The following is a 14,777-nucleotide window of genomic DNA, read 5'->3' on the forward strand; positions in this document are numbered from 1 at the left end:
CCTGCTGCCCTTCCTGGACCGGGACGTCTTGCTCGTGACCGACGCGAACGCCGCCTACCGTGCTTTCGCCCGTGCGCACGGCATTGCGCACCAGTTCGTGAATGTCCGTACCGGCGAACGCACGCGCATGGGCGCCTCCGGACTAATCCATGTGCAGAACGTGAACGCCTATCACCAGCGCCTGCGCGAATGGTTGTTGCCGTGTCACGGCGTCGCGTCGCACTACCTGCCGAACTACCTGGGCTGGCGCCGCATGCTCGATGGCGGGAACATCACTTCTGCCGATCAATTGTTTCGCCTTGCAATCGGACCCATCCACAGCCAACGGTGACAGCGCCTTTTTATTTGCGCGTGATGCTCTTGACCGTCTGGTCGATGGTGTCACGATCATCCTCGAAGCGAATCTTCACCGGATACCATTCCTGGCCCGGCGCCAGCCAGACTTCGACGCTGTCGCCGCGGCCGTCGCGCGGCTCGCGCTTGACGTGGATGGTGTCGAGCTCGCCCATGCCGGTGCGGATTTTTTCCTGCTTGACCACCTTGAAGGTCCAGGGCTCGGCATCGCGCCGCCCGGCCACGATGAAGGTCCATTCGCTGCCCGGCTTGAACTTCGCCACGCCGGCCGCACGTGCCACCGAAGCCAATTGCCACGTGACCGAGGCGCGGTCCTGCTCGCCGCCTTTCATGACGTAAGGCAGCTTGACGCCGGTAAAGCTGATCACTTTCTCGTCGCGCACGAAGGTCGTGGTGGTCGCTTCCTTGCGGTAGCGCTTTTCGGTAAAGGTGTCCGGCGCCAGGCCGTAATCGTCGACCGCACCCTGGCTGCGGTATTCGTTCAGCTTGCCGAGCAGCTGTACTTTGGCCTCGACGTTGACGTCGTACTTGCCGTCGCCCGCGCGCCAGGTGATCAGGGCGTCGCCCTTCAGGCCGATGCTTTTCTGCTGGGCGTTCAGGTCGTAGGCCAGGTCGGCCGAGGGCGGCAATTCGACTGCGCGCTTGGCTGGTGCGGCGGGAGCGGCAATGGCTGTCGCGGCGCCCAGCGCCAGCAGGCCCGCCATCGCGGAACGCATGATTAGATTGCTTCTCATTATTACTTTCCTGTATCGCTTAAAGCTATATTATTCACCGTTTGCGTAGTCACTGCACCGTTGGCCTCCGTATTGCGAATCCGCACCGGATACCAGCCATGCGCCGGCGCCAGCCAGACGTCCAGGCGCGAGCGGTAGGAGCCCTCTTTCGGCGGACGCGACAGATGCCAGGTTTGCAGCTTGCCGAGCTTGGTGTCGATTTCTTCCTGGCCCACCACGACGAAGCGGAATACGGCGGCGTCGCGGTCTTCGCCGACCGGCATGTCTATGTTGCCGCTCAATTGTCCAACATCCCCGCGCGCGATGGCGGCCAGTTGCAATGGGACACTGGCCTTGTCCTGGGCGCCGGCCACCAGCGGGAAGCTTTTTTGCGAGGCCGAGAAGCTGATCTTGTTGCCGCCCCAGTCGAAATGGGTGGCGGTGAGCGCCCGGCCGCGGCGCTTCTCCGTCATCTTGATCGGCGCAAAGCCGGTCGCGGCCACGGCGCCGTCGCTGGTGAGCACGGCAAGATTTACGCGCGTAAACACGACACGGATGCCCGCCTCGAAATTGATGTGGTAGGTATCGTCGCGGTAGCTCCAGTCGAGCTGGGCCTCGCCGCTCCACTGGGTGCCATCCTTGTCGGTGCGCGCCACGTCCATCGTCATCTTCGCCGGCGGCGGCATGTCGACCTTGTAGCGGCGCGGTTCCGGCGCGGGTTCGGGAACGGGCGCAGGTTCGGGCGTGGGTTCGGGCGCAGGCGTTGCGGCCAGCGCCGGCGCCGCCTCGCCTGCGGCCGGCATGCCTTCCCCCGTACCGCCCGTGCCCGGGACAACCGGCGGACCGATGGCGTCGTCGGCCAGCACCGGGCCGGGCTCAGGCAGCGGCGTGGGCGGCAGTTCGGGCAAGGGCGGCGGCGGCAGCGGGGCCGGCTGGGGCAGCGGCGCGGCGTCGGGCGGGGGCGGCGTGGCCGGTTCCGGCAACAGGCGGGTCTGCACCATGTCCATTGCCGCCGGTGCGATCGTGCGCGGCACGCCGACGTGGCCGCCCATCCAGGCAAACAGCAGCGCGTGCAGCAGCACGATCAGCGTGCCCAGCACCAGCGCGCGGCGCCGTCCGGCAATGTAGGAAGCGATACCCATGGGCCATAGTGTACCCGGCCACGTGCGCGCCTGCTGTCCAGCTGCTCGCGCCAGCCTTTGAAGCCACCTCCTTTATCTGCTACGCTAGGCCCACAACCAAAGGAGACCAAGCATGCTCAAACCACCATCGCAGACCGTGCCCGGCATGACGGATACGCTCGAGTTCGTAAAGAATCTGTGGGGCGGCATGAACGTTCCCGGCATGGGCATGCCCGGCATGGGCATGCCCGGCATGGGCGCCGGCGGCCTCGGCGGCGGCCTGTCCACGGACGAGCTCGACAAGCGGATCACCGACCTGAAGGCCGTGGAAAGCTGGCTGAACCTGAACCTGTCGATGCTGCGCACCTCGATCCAGGCCATGGAAGTGCAGCGCGGCACCATCGCTGCATTGAAATCGATGAGCGACAGCATGACCCAGGCGCTCAGCGGCCAGGGTGGCCAGGGTGGCCAGGGTGGCGACCAGACGGCCTCGCTGCCGCCCTTCTCCGCCTTCTTCACCGCCAGTGGCGCGCCCGAGCCGGGCAGCAATACCCCGGGCGCCGGCGCCGACCCGGCCGCCGGGCCCGCTGCCAGCGCAGGCGGCGCAAGTGGTGCGGAAGCCGCGATGCCTGCCGCCGTCGCATGGTGGAATTTGCTGCAGGACCAGTTCCGCCAGGCTGTTGCAAGTGCGATGCCGCCAGATGGCGCTGCATCCACCGCGGCCCCGGAAGCGCCAGCCGCCAGGGAGCAGCCTGTGAAAGAACCCACCGACATGGGCGCCCGCACAACCCGCACGAAAGCCGATAAAAGTTAAGTCTTCCGGCAATACTGTTTGCCGTTCGCCCGCCATTTGATTTGACGGGCATCACAAGCGCCCCAGCCATGCTGAACTGATCAGTACGGCTGGGGCGCTTGACATTCCATGCTTTCCCATCCGCACCTACTTTGCGGGAGGCAAGACATGGCCCATCTCGATTTTTCCCAATTGACGGCCGAGCAGGTCGGCGACCTGCGCCGCAAGCTCGAAAGCGCCGGCTGCACCGTGCCGCCCTGTGCGTCCACCCTGGAGGAACTGGCGGGCGCCATTGCCGCCTTCCGCAAGGCGCAGGGCATTGCCGCCGGCGGCCCGCTCGACGAAGCCACCTGGCGCCGCCTCGATGCGGTCAGCGGCAGCGTATTCAGCGAAGTCTTCCAGAACGAACTCGACCTGCTGCGTCCGCGCCCGGATGGCGATGCCGCGCAAGTCATGCCGGCCTCCAGCTGCGCACTGCTGCAGCGCTCGCACAACGGCACCCTGGCCGGCCTGGCGCTCTCGGGCGGCGGCGTGCGCAGCGCCACCTTCAACCTCGGCGCCCTGCAGGCGCTGGCCGAACTGCGCCTGCTGCGCGACTTCGATTACCTGTCGACCGTATCCGGCGGCGGCTTCATCGGCGGCTGGCTGTCGAAATGCATTCGCGAGCGGCGCGGCGACGTGCGCCAGGTGGAGGCCATGCTGACGCAGGGAACCGCAAGCCAGGCGGTGACGTGCGAGCCGACCGAAATCCAGTTCCTGCGCCAGTACAGCAACTACCTGTCCCCGAAAAGCGGCACCTTCAGCGCCGACACCTGGACCCTGATCGGCACCTATGTGCGCAACACCTGCCTGAACCTGGCGATGCTGGTGGCCTGGCTCTGCGCCCTTCTCGTGCTGCCGCGCTTCGCGGTCTGGGGCGTGCACCGCATCATCGGCCCGAACGGGCGCTGGGCCGCCTGGTCGGATGCCGCCTGGCTGCTCGGCATCGCCCTGTTCCTGGTGTCCGTGTTCTGCATTGCGCTCTCCATTTCCAGCAAACCGGAAAGCTCGCGCGGGCTGCGCCGCTTTCCGCTCGAGCAGGGCGCGGTCCTGGTGTGCATCAATTTGCCGCTGCTGGCGGCGGGCTTCCTGGTCAGCATCGGGCTGTGGCGCTACGGCGGCGCGGTGCCGGCGCTCTGGAACGACGGGCTGCCGGCGCGCTTTGCCGGCTGGGGCCTGGCCTGGCTGCTGGTGCCGGGCCTGGTGTATTTTATCGTCTGGGCCTGCGGCTGGTACCTCGCGCACGACCGCACCAGTCCCTACCGGAATGCCGGCTACGTCATCTGCCTGGCCGGCGCGGGCGCGGTGCTGGCGGTATCGCTGGAGGCGGCGCTGGCCTTTGCTCCGTCCACCGTGGTCCAGCTGATGCCGCTCGCCAGCGCACGCATGCTGGCCTGGCCGGCAATCCCGATGCTGACGGTGGCGCTGCTGATCGGCGCCGCGGCGCTGGCGCTGGAGCGGCGCCTGGGGCGCTGCCGCTTTCCGGCCGACGTCTCGCGCGCCGAACTGCTGGAAGGCTTCAGCCACTTCGCCTGCGCCATCGGCGCGCTGGCGGTCGGCACCCTGCTGCTGCTGGCCGGCCTGGCCCTGCTGCCCGACCCGCAGCAGCATCCGATCCTGAACAACGCCATCGCCCTCTCCACCTTCGGCATGCCTTTGATGATGACGCTGTTCTCGGTGACGATGACGCTGATGATCGGCCTGATCGGCCGCCTGTACAGCGACGCCAGCCGCGAATGGTGGAGCCGCCAGGGCGCCTGGTCGTCGATCTTCTCGATCGGCTGGGTGATCATGTTCGGCGTCGCCTTCTTTGCCGCACCCCTGCTGCACTGGGCCTGGCTGACCTACGAGCCGATCGCGAATGCCGGCACCGCCGCCGGCTGGCTGGTGATGACCATCATCGGGCTGAAGGCGGGCAGCGGCAGCGCCACCGGTGCACCGGGCAGCAACTGCGCCAAGCGCGAACTGGCGGCGCGCCTGGCGCCCTACTTCTTTACCATCGGCGTGTTCATGCTGCTCTCGACCCTGGTGCAGGCCTGCGTCGCCATGCCCGACGTGCGCTGCCCCAGGCCCATATCGCTGCCCTGCGTGTACGCGGCCCACGCGAACGCCACCCTGGCCACCGATGGCGCCACGCTGCTGCTGGCGTTCGCGCTCTTCCTCGGCGCCGCGCTGCTGCTCGGCTGGCGCGTCGACATCAACAAGTTCTCGCTCTACATGCTGTACCGGAACCGCCTGGTGCGCGCCTACTTCGGCGCCAGCAGCGGCACGCGCAAGCCGCACCCCTTCACCGGCTTCGACCCGGAAGACGACCCGCAGCTGGCCGACATGGCCGACCAGCGCCCCTACCACATCGTGAACACGGCGCTGAACCTGGTCAGCGGCGAAGAGCTGGCCTGGCAGACGCGCAAGGCCGCCTGCTTTGCCTTCACGCCGCGCTACTGCGGCTTCGAGATGCCGCTGATGCCGGCGCAGGGACCGAAGCAGGGCCTGCGCGACGCCCAGCGCGGCGCCTACCGCCCGACGCGCGAATACGCCTCGAAGTCCGGCGCCGGCGACGACGACGCCAAGGTACGCCTCGGCATGGCGGTGGCGATGTCGGGCGCCGCGGCCAGCCCGAACATGGGCACCCACTCGTCGCCGCCACTGAATTTTCTGATGACGATGTTTAACGTGCGCCTCGGGCGCTGGTGTCCGAACCCGCGCAAGGCGGTGTGGACGCATTCCTCGCCGGGCATCGGCCTGTTCGCGTTGATCTCCGAGCTGTTCGGGATGACGAATGCGGACGCGAACTACGTCTACCTGTCCGACGGCGGCCACTTCGAGAACCTCGGCATCTATGAACTGGTGCGCCGGCGCTGCCGCCTGATCGTGGCGGTGGACGTGGCCAGCGACCGCGGCATGGCCTTCGAGGACCTCGGCAACGCCATCCGCAAGTGCGCCACCGACCTGCACGTGAACGTGGAGATCGACGTCTCGAAGATGGACCTGCTGCCCTCGACCAGTTTGTGCGGCGCCAGCTGCGCAGTGGGCACGGTGCGCTACAGCCACGTGGATGCGGGCGGCGTGGACGGAACGCTCCTGTACATCAAGCCGGCCATCGTGGGCTCGGAGAATGCCGATGTGCTCAACTACCGCAAGGCGCATCCCGATTATCCGCACCAGAGCACGGCGGACCAGTGGTTCGACGAGGCCCAGTTCGAGAGTTACCGGGCGCTGGGGTACCACATCACCAAGGCGGCGCTGGCCGGGTCGGCGGCGGCCTCGGAGCAGGCGGATGGGTCGCACGATGTGGCGAAGCTGTGTGCGCATTTGATGGCGGCGCATGGGTTGGTGGCGGTGCCGGCGCCCGCGCCGGTGCCGCCGACGCCGGGCAGTCGCGACGAGTTCCGGTAACGTCGATATGGCATCCGGCCTTAACCGTACGGTGGGCACTCCGTGCCCACGCGGAACGACGCGTCGCGTTGATGCTGGATGTCGCCGTACATAACGCGTATTCGCGGCGCTTCCAAATGCGTCTCGCCGGCGTATCGACCGATGTTGACGTTTGGGGGCGAATCATCACGGCTGCTGGCTACGGACACGCACGTACCCGCGTGGGCACGGAGTGCCCACCGTACGGGTTACGCCGCAGGTTCCGGCGGCTCCGATTCAGGCTGTGGCGCCACGACTTCCTCCACCTTCGGCACCAGCGCCGCCAATTGCTCCATCAACTGCGCAAACCGCTGCTGCCCCGGCTGCAGCTGGTCCACGTGCGCCAGCACCTCGTGCGCCTCGGCGGCCATCAGTTCGTCGTAGCCCTTTTCCTTCATGTGCGACACCAGCACCTGCGCCGCGTTGAACAGGATCCGCTGGTTGTTCGGCAGCTTGTTGCGCGCAGTGCGCATCCACGTCACCGCTTCGCCCAGCTTGCCGGTCTTCCAGAGCAGCACGCCCTGGTTCATCAGATCCGACGCTTCCTTCTTCGCCGCGCGGATCAGCTCAGCGCCCTCCTCGCCCATGCGCGCCTTGTCGAAAATCGCCTGCACCTCGTCGAGCAGCACCGCATTGTCGTGGTTGTTGCGCGCCACGTAGCACAGCAATTCGACCGGCGCATCCTTGACGCCGACCGCGAACAGCAAGGTCGCCATCTCCAGGCAGGTCGGCACGTCGGGCCGCTCGGGACGCGCATTCAGTTGCGTCTCCAGCTCGTCGCCGGCCTTGCGCGCATGGCGGTAATCGCCGCTTTCGTGGTACACCAGCCCCTCGGTGATCTTGGCGCGCAGCGGCATGTCGGGATGCTCGGCGCCGAACTCGCGCTGCGCCACCCCGAGCAGCACCAGCGCCTCCTTCGGATCGTTCTTCAAGCCGCACACACGCGCCAGCCCGAAGTAGGCGTCGGGCGTCCTGCGCACCGAGTACTCGCCGATCGCGATGCACTTGCGGAAGGCCTTCTCCGCCATCGCCACGTTCCCCAGCTTCAGGCAGACCTTGCCGAGATTGCGCTGGCGCGGCACCGAGTTCGGCGACAGCTTGGTCGCCCGTTCGAGAATGGTGCAGGCCTCCTCGTACTTGCCCATGTGCTGGTAGACCTGTGCCAGCTGGTCATAGGCATCGATGTAGTAGCGGTTTTCCGCGATCACGCCCAGGAACATCTGGCGCGCCTGTTCGAGTTCGCCGTTCACCATGCGGATCTTCGCCAGGCCGGAACGCGCCCACTGGTATTCGCGCCCGGCCAGTACGCGTTCGTAGGCTTCGCGCGCCTTTTCCGGCTCGCCGCTCTTTTCCATCAGGCGCGCCTTCATGCGCAGCAGCTCGGTCTCGTGCACGCGGCTGGCGGCAATCTGCTCGTCGCACAGGCGCGCCGCGCGCAGGTAGTCCTTTTCGGCGTAGGCCTGGTCGATCGGGCGGAACACCTGCTTGCGGTGCCAGGCGCGGTTCAGGCGCGTGAGCAGCACGCCTTCGGTGATCGGCTTGACCAGGTAGGCGTCGGGCTGGTGCTCGGCCGCGCCCATCACCGATTCCACGCTTTTCTCGGCCGAGACCATCATCCACACGCTCGACGGCAAGAGAAAATTGCGCACGCGCGCCTCTTCCAGCACCTGCTGGCCGTTCTTGCCGTCGCCGAGATTGAAGTCGCACAGCACCACGTCGTAGCGCGTCTTGGCCAGCAAGGCGATCGCCTCGCCGCCGCTTGCGGCCTGGTCGATGTTGCGCGCGCCCAGGCTGCGCAAACTTTCGCGCAGCAGCTGGCGCACGCCGATGAAATCGTCGACCACCAAATAATTTTTGCCGGCCCAGTCGATCTGCTCGGCCTTGCGCTCCAGCGGGCTGTTCATGGCAGGGTCAGGATGAAGCAGCCGCCGCCGAGCAGGCCGCCGTTTTCCAGGCGCACCGCACCATGGCGGCCGCGGTGGCGGTGCATGCGCGCCACTTCGCGCGCGAAGTACAGGCCCAGGCCGGCGCTGTTGGTGCGGAAGTCGACGCCGCTGGACACGCCGCTCATCGCCGCGGCGCCGGCATCCAACAGGGCTTGCGGATAGCCGCCGCCATTGTCCTCGACGCGGATTTCCAGCACCGTGCCATCATCGTGCACGATCTGGCGCAGCGCCAGGCGAATCCGGTCGCGCGTGTAGTTGACGGCGTTGTTCACGGCATGCGAGACCACGCCGATGATCAGGTCTTCGTCCAGGTGCCAGATCAGGTCCGGATCGACGTCGACCTCGAAGGCGATGGCGCGCGATTGCAGCAGCACGCGGCCCAGCGCCGCTACCTGCTCGGCCAGTTCGATGGCGGGAATGGGCTGCACGTCGAAGGGATATTCGGGCTGGCCGACCTGCTTGTACAAGGCCAGCAGCTGCATCAGGTTGTCGTTCAGGCGGCGCGTCTGGTACAGCATCTGCGCCATTTGCGCGACCTGGGGATCGGCGGTGCTGGTCTGCGGAGAAGTGCCATCGAGCAGGCGTTCGAGGGTTCCCGAGAGCACGCTGATCGAGTTCTTCATGTCGTGCGCGGTCGAGGCCAGGAACAGGGCAAGCTGCTGGGAGTGTTGGGTGTCGTCCATCGCCGGCGCCCTCCTTCCGGCGCAGAAAAGTTGCCACAGGCCAATTATACGCACAGATGTCGGCGCATCCGGCTCGTGCACATGCGGTTTATTTTGACGCAAGCGGCTGAGAGCGTCCAACGAAGCTCTTTCTTGTTCCAATACCAACAAAGTCGTACACTGAGCCGTTCCGACCATCCGCAGTCGGTCAAGACAGGACAGTAACCCATGTTCACTGATACCCGCCCAGGAGACACGCCATGAAAATCGCAAGAGCGCTCGTGGTCGCCGCCGTCTTCATCTCTTCATGCGGCGTCGTGATTCATATCGGGGCTTTGTTTGCCGGTCTGCCCTGGCTCACATTCTTCAATGCACCGACGACTGTCGTCGAGTCGTATAAGTCTGGCACTTGGCTGGCGCCTGCAAGCTGTCTCGCTATTGCAAGCCTCATGTGCACATGCGCTTATTGGTCCGCCTCGACCCTGGCAAATCGCAAGTCCTTGCGCCCCCCTGTCACACGGCCGCGTACGGACTTGCTGACCAATTAAAGACTTGCGCTGCCGGCTACATCACGACCTTGCCCCATGCAACGTAATCCGGAGCATCGAACCATGACGAAGTTTCTTGTTTCCTTCCCAGCCAGTGCGATGGACGTTCCTGCCGAAGAGATGGCCGCCGTCAGCGAGGCATCGCGTGCGGTCATTCGCGACGCCAAGGCCGCCGGGGTGTACGTATTTGGCGGTGGACTGAATAGCGAGGCCGCGTCGGTGATGGTTGCTGCCGACGGAAGCTGCACGGCCGAGACCTATCCGCAGACCAGGGAACTCGATGGCGGCTTCTGCGTGCTCGAACTCCCGTCACGGGTCCTGGCAGTCGAGTGGGCCGCCAGGATCGCCACGGCCTGCCGCTGCTCGCAAGAGCTGCGCGAGTTCTACTACGATCCCGAAAGCTGATTTGCCCGCCCTCGTTCCTCAAGCTTGTATCACGAGCGCCAGCGCCATCCCGGCATCGCCGTTCAGTCGCCGTTTGCCGAGTCCAGCGGCAGGCAAACCCACGGCTCATACATGATCACCGCATCGAGCAGCACGCCCGGCTGGAAACAGACCTCGCCCCGCGTCATCATACTTTCCGGTACCTCCGCGGTATAGGTGTCGTCTTCGGCAAGCTGGGCATACCGGGTGCGATAGCCGGACGCATCGCCGGCCTTGCCGGGCCGGTAACGCACCAGCGGTATGGCGTGCTGCGGGATGGGCAGGTCGAATCGCAGCGCAATGAGGTATTCCCCGTCCTGCTCGACCACGCTGCCGCGCGGCCGCGGCAGTTCTGCAATCCGGCGCGCATGGGTCGACTCCAGCCGCTTCAGGCGGCGCGCATAATCGTCCAGCACGAGATCGAGGTCGAAGCGGGCCAACTGGAACGCCGTCTGCCACAAGACATAGCCCTCGAGATCGCGCGGGAAATCCTCGCTGGCCATGGCCCGCAGCAGCGTCCTGGGGGCGGTGGCGCCGTAGCGGTGCACCAGGACGTCGACCAGGATCGCGCCCAGCGGATACTTGAGATTCTCGTCGACCGCGCCGATGAAAGCGGCTTGGTCGGTCAGCTGGCCCGGCGTGACCAGCCGGCGTGCCGAGACGATGGCCGCCGCCAGCTCCTGCTGCTCATTCACGCCTGCCTGCTTGTCGAGTTTGTTTTCGATCCACGCGGCCAGGCCTTCGTTCAAGACCATCATGTGATCCAGCTGCTGCGCACGGGCGCCGCCGGCCAGGCGCCTGGCGAACACGTGGGCCGTTTCGTGCGCCAGGACAGACGTTGCGCTCTCGCCGTTCACGCTCATGCGGATGCGGTCGAGATAGGCGGTGCCGGCATGGTTCTCGATGGTGCCGGACAAATCGACGTCGATCGGCGCCCCGCCTTCGATGCCGAGCAGGGCGGCAACTGCGGCGAAAGTACGATCGGCCTCGTCGATCAGGGGGCGTACCCGCGCACTGCTCAGGGCCGGATAGCTGAAGCTGTAGTGCTCCGTCGTGGCATGGGCGCTTGCAATCGGCGCGAATTCGAGGGCGTCCGCCCGATTGCCGGCACCATGCCCCGCCCTGTCTTCCTTGCCGCGCTCGACCAGCCGCGAGAAGCCTGCCACTGCCGCCGCCACCATCAGCGCAATACCAAGCCTGGCGAGCCAGCGCCGCAGCATGCCGCTCCCCTGCATCGGCACGCGCAACTTGCCGGCGCTGCAAAACAAGGCAAAGGCGAGTGAAGCGAACAGCACCGCCGCCCCCAGTTGGGTCCAGATGGTGGCCATCGGCAGTTGCCAGGCGTTCCCGGTGAAGCGCAAGCTCAGCAGGTCGGCGGTGTTCAGGACCGCTGCCGACGGCATCGGGTCTTGCAGCAGCCTGATGCCGATCGCGCACAGCGCCAGTACCAGCCAGGCCACATACCGCAGGAACCCGAGCAGCATCCCGGCCGTCAGCGCCACCAGCGTGACCAGGCAGCACAGGCCGAACATCGTCAGCAGCAAGGATGGCTGCAATGCGTAATCGAGCGAGCCGCGCGTGGCCACGTGCAGGGCCGCGTTCAACAGCAGTGCGCCGGCGGGGAAGACCATCAACACCAGCATCGCCGCCTGCATTTTCGCCGCGAAGATCGTCCGGCGCCGTAATGGCAGGCCATCGAGAAAACCCAGGGTGCCGTCGTCGATCTCGCGCACGAGCAAATTGACGCCCATGGCAAAGCCCAGCAGGATCGGCAATATCGCCAGCTCGTCGGACAAGGACTGCAGGCGGTCGGGGAAGGAGCGCGTGCCGAACGGAACCAGCAAGGCATCGACGAGATCGACCAGCAAGACCGCGAACACGACAAACAGGAAGGGGCGCAGGCTGCGCAGCTCCTTGCGCAACAGTACGCGCGTCATTTCACCTCCCAGCGCTGCGCCGCCAGCCTGACGCTGCAGCCGAGCAGCGCGTCGCGCCGTTCCACCGCCGTGAACAGGCGCGTGCCGCGTGCAAACGAGGCCGGCAGCACCCCGGCGCGCGTGCTGTCGACCCGGGCCAGCGCCTCGGGCCGGATTTCTCCCTCCCAGGGCCCCAGCACGTGGTACAGGATGGAGAACGGCGGCACGTCGCCAGCCGACGGCCCGACGCGGTAATGCACTTCGAATGCCTTTCCTGCCATGCGCTGCGCGGTGAATTGCGCCTTCGGCATGGCGATCCGGTCGAGCGTGCCGGCCATGCGCGCCTGCTCGGCGCCGAACAGGCGCTCGAACTGTTGGGTCAACATGGCCTGGTCCGGCGCGCCGGCCCCTGCCAGCAGCCGGGCGAAGCCGGGATCGAACAGCGAAGCGCGCGCGTCGCCCGGCGGACGTTCGGCCAGCACCGATTGGGCCAGCGCCCGGAAACGGGGCTCTCCGGTTTGCTGCGCCAGCGACGAGACCATCCGCCATGCCAGCGCATCGGCCAGGCAGGGGCCAAGTTCCTCGCGCACGCTCAGCCACGCGTGCACAGCGCGCCCGGCGCTGCCGGGACGGGCCTGCAACAGGCGCGCCGCAAAGGCCGCACGCAGCGCCAGCTTCTCCCGTTGCTGCGGCAAGTCGCGTGCGACCAGCCATTGCGCAAAGCCGTCCAGCAGCCAGCGGCGGTCTTCCGCGGCGGCGCGCTCGCGCGAATGCCATTCCATCCACGACGCCAATGCATACGCCCGGAAGCCTTCGCTGTCGAAGGCGCTGTTGGTGAACGCCGCGCGCACCACTACCCCATCGGCATTCGGCAACACGGCGCGCTGGAAGGCGTCGCCATCGAGCGCGTCGTCAGGCAGCGCCGTCAGTGCGGGAAGACCGGGCAGGGCCAGGAAATCCTGCATGCGCGCCAGGTCGGACGACAGCGCATCGGCCAGGTGCTGGGCGGCGCCTGCGGAACCGCCGACACCCACCGCAACCGGCGGGCCGCTTGCGCTGCGCATCGCGTGCACCAGTTCGAAGGGCGGCTTCGGCTTGCGCCCATCGATCACGGTAAATCCCACGATCAGCGCCAGGAAGCTGATGGTGACGGCGGATTTTTCGCGCGCGCGCATACGGCGCGACAAGGCCACCACCAGCGAGCCCTCGGCGGACAGCGCCAGCGCGAACGTCGCCGCAACCAGCCCCGCGGCAATGGCGCAGGTGCCCAGCACTGCCGACGCGGGCAGCGCCAGCCGTTCATACACCATCGACTCCGCGACCAGGTAGAACGGCGGCCAGTTCTGGACGGCCGCCTGGCCGGCAGCGTTGACCGCCACCACGCACACGAACAGCAAGCCCCAGATGACGTAACGGTAACGGCCGGTCAATCCGACCGCAAAGGCCAGTGCGTAGCTGAACAGGACGAAACTGGCACTGCGGATGGCAACCATGGCGACGTAGTGCGGCGTGAGCAGGGTCTTGCCGCGCGCAACGAGCAGGGCCGCGCCCAGGCACGCGGCCATGGCCAGCAACAAGAGCGCGGCCCCCAGCAGCCATTTGACGGCCAGCACCTGGGTTCGGCTGACCGGCAGGGTCTCCAGGAACAGTTGGGTACGCCCCATGTATTCGCGGACTACCAGGCGATTGGCCAGGACCAGCGCCATCAGGGGCGCCATCGTCACGACGATCTTCTGGTAGGCCACCATGGGGCTGCCCATCATCCCCGCGCCCCATAGCGTTACCGCCTGGGCCAGCCCCAGCAACAGCACCATGGCCAGCAGCACCCAGCGGTGCTCGCGCAACTCCTTGTAGAGCAAGGCGTGCATCAGGCAGGCACGCTGTCGGTGCGGGCGTAGGCCAGGAAAATGTCTTCCAGCGAAAGTGCCTCGACCACCGTGCCCGGCGGCCACCCGGCCTGCTCCCACAGTACCGGTTCGGCTTGCCAGATATCGCCACGCAGCCGTACGAATCCTTCGCCAGGCATGAGGGCGGCATCGCCGGCTATCCTGCGCACCCGCGTGCGCAGGGCGCCGACTTCGCCTTCGAAGCGGCAGGTGCCCGCCTGCACAATGCCGACGCGCTGCGCCAGCTGCTCCACCTCGCCCACCAGGTGCGACGAAAACATCACCGTCGTGCCCTGCTCGCGCTGCAAGGACTGCAACTGGTCGTTGAACTCGCGCCGCGCCACCGGGTCGAGACCGGCGGTGGGTTCGTCCAGCAGCAGCAGTTCGGGCCGCGGCGCCAGCGCCAGGGCCAGGCCCAGCTTGGTACGCGTGCCACCCGACATCTCCGACGCGCGCCGGTCTTGCGGCACGTCGAGCATGCGCAACAGGCGCTGGAATTCGGGTGCGTCCCAGGTCGGATAGAAGCTGCCGACAAAGGCGCCCAACTGGCCGGCCGTCATCCAGGGATAGAAATTCGGCTCCTGGCAGACGTAGCCGATGCGCTGCTTGAGCCCGGTCGGCATGCGTTTCACGGAACGGCCCAGGACGGTAATGCTGCCCTTGTCCGCACGCAGCAGGCCCATCAACAGTTTCAGGGTGGTGGTCTTGCCGGCGCCGTTACGACCGAGGAAGCCGAACATTTCGCCTTGCCGTACGGTGAGATTCAGACCGTCGAGGGCCTGGACCTTGCCATAACGGTGGGTGACGGAGTCAAGCTCGACAGCGTTCATGTTGTTAGCTGGAAATGAAATGATCTGGCGTATTATAGTGTTGCAGATTGGTATTTTGGCAATTTTTTGTGCCGAGAATCAGGTCTCGGAGCGCCTGTCATGTACTCGCCCGCACACGCACCTGACTGGCGG

General features: G+C 66.6%; 11 protein-coding genes. 4 read left to right on the forward strand and 7 right to left on the reverse strand.

Translation table 11 applies throughout. The features are described 5' to 3' along the window. A partial coding sequence (locus QWL29_RS18605) for a transposase (protein ID WP_502572777.1) occupies positions 1-331 on the forward strand: 331 nt, incomplete at its 5' end. A 10-nt stretch (positions 332-341) separates the two neighbouring features. Here the strand turns inward: QWL29_RS18605 and QWL29_RS18610 are convergent. Both QWL29_RS18610 and QWL29_RS18615 read right to left on the reverse strand, forming a co-directional pair. Next, positions 342-1,088 carry a DUF3108 domain-containing protein gene (locus QWL29_RS18610; protein WP_305824370.1) on the reverse strand — a complete coding sequence of 249 codons (747 nt, stop codon included), beginning with the start codon at positions 1,086-1,088 and terminating at the stop codon, positions 342-344. A gap of 2 nt (positions 1,089-1,090) precedes the next feature. After that, positions 1,091-2,209, reverse strand: a complete 1,119-nt coding sequence (locus QWL29_RS18615; RefSeq protein WP_305824371.1) for a DUF3108 domain-containing protein — start codon at positions 2,207-2,209, stop codon at positions 1,091-1,093. Between the two features lie 112 nt (positions 2,210-2,321). Between QWL29_RS18615 and QWL29_RS18620 the strand changes: the two genes are divergently transcribed. Beyond that, the gene (locus QWL29_RS18620; RefSeq protein WP_305824372.1) at positions 2,322-3,002 is read left to right on the forward strand and encodes a PhaM family polyhydroxyalkanoate granule multifunctional regulatory protein; all 681 of its coding nucleotides are present in this window, start codon (positions 2,322-2,324) and stop codon (positions 3,000-3,002) included. 147 nt (positions 3,003-3,149) lie between these two features. After that, positions 3,150-6,416 (forward strand): patatin-like phospholipase family protein, encoded by a 3,267-nt coding sequence (locus QWL29_RS18625; RefSeq protein ID WP_305824373.1) that lies wholly within the window; start codon positions 3,150-3,152, stop codon positions 6,414-6,416. A gap of 227 nt (positions 6,417-6,643) precedes the next feature. Here QWL29_RS18625 and QWL29_RS18630 read toward each other — a convergent pair whose 3' ends face one another. Further along, positions 6,644-8,338 carry a tetratricopeptide repeat-containing response regulator gene (locus tag QWL29_RS18630; protein ID WP_305824374.1) on the reverse strand — a complete coding sequence of 565 codons (1,695 nt, stop codon included), beginning with the start codon at positions 8,336-8,338 and terminating at the stop codon, positions 6,644-6,646. Further along, on the reverse strand, positions 8,335-9,063 hold the full coding sequence (locus QWL29_RS18635; protein ID WP_305824375.1) for a sensor histidine kinase: 729 nt from the start codon (positions 9,061-9,063) through the stop codon (positions 8,335-8,337). Before QWL29_RS18635 ends, QWL29_RS18630 begins: the two co-directional genes overlap by 4 nt. 590 nt (positions 9,064-9,653) lie before the next feature. On the opposite strand from QWL29_RS18635, the gene QWL29_RS18640 reads away from it, so the two are divergent. Then, complete coding sequence (locus QWL29_RS18640) at positions 9,654-9,995, forward strand: YciI family protein (RefSeq protein WP_305824376.1); 342 nt, start codon at positions 9,654-9,656, stop codon at positions 9,993-9,995. A gap of 62 nt (positions 9,996-10,057) precedes the next feature. Here QWL29_RS18640 and QWL29_RS18645 read toward each other — a convergent pair whose 3' ends face one another. Genes QWL29_RS18645 through QWL29_RS18655 form a run of 3 tightly spaced genes read right to left on the reverse strand, consistent with a single transcriptional unit; the run spans position 10,058 to position 14,645 of the window. Continuing rightward, positions 10,058-11,950: an ABC transporter permease gene (locus QWL29_RS18645; protein ID WP_305824377.1), complete on the reverse strand. Its 1,893-nt coding sequence runs from the start codon at positions 11,948-11,950 to the stop codon at positions 10,058-10,060. Next, the gene (locus QWL29_RS18650; RefSeq protein WP_305824378.1) at positions 11,947-13,797 is read right to left on the reverse strand and encodes an ABC transporter permease subunit; all 1,851 of its coding nucleotides are present in this window, start codon (positions 13,795-13,797) and stop codon (positions 11,947-11,949) included. The genes QWL29_RS18645 and QWL29_RS18650 overlap by 4 nt, the downstream gene beginning before the upstream one ends. Continuing rightward, positions 13,797-14,645, reverse strand: coding sequence for an ABC transporter ATP-binding protein (locus tag QWL29_RS18655; protein ID WP_305824379.1), 849 nt, complete (start codon positions 14,643-14,645; stop codon positions 13,797-13,799). The genes QWL29_RS18650 and QWL29_RS18655 overlap by 1 nt, the downstream gene beginning before the upstream one ends. Positions 14,646-14,777: the final 132 nt, after the last annotated feature.

Origin of the sequence: Massilia brevitalea (assembly GCF_030711405.1) — a bacterium.
Taxonomy (GTDB): domain Bacteria; phylum Pseudomonadota; class Gammaproteobacteria; order Burkholderiales; family Burkholderiaceae_D; genus Telluria; species Telluria brevitalea.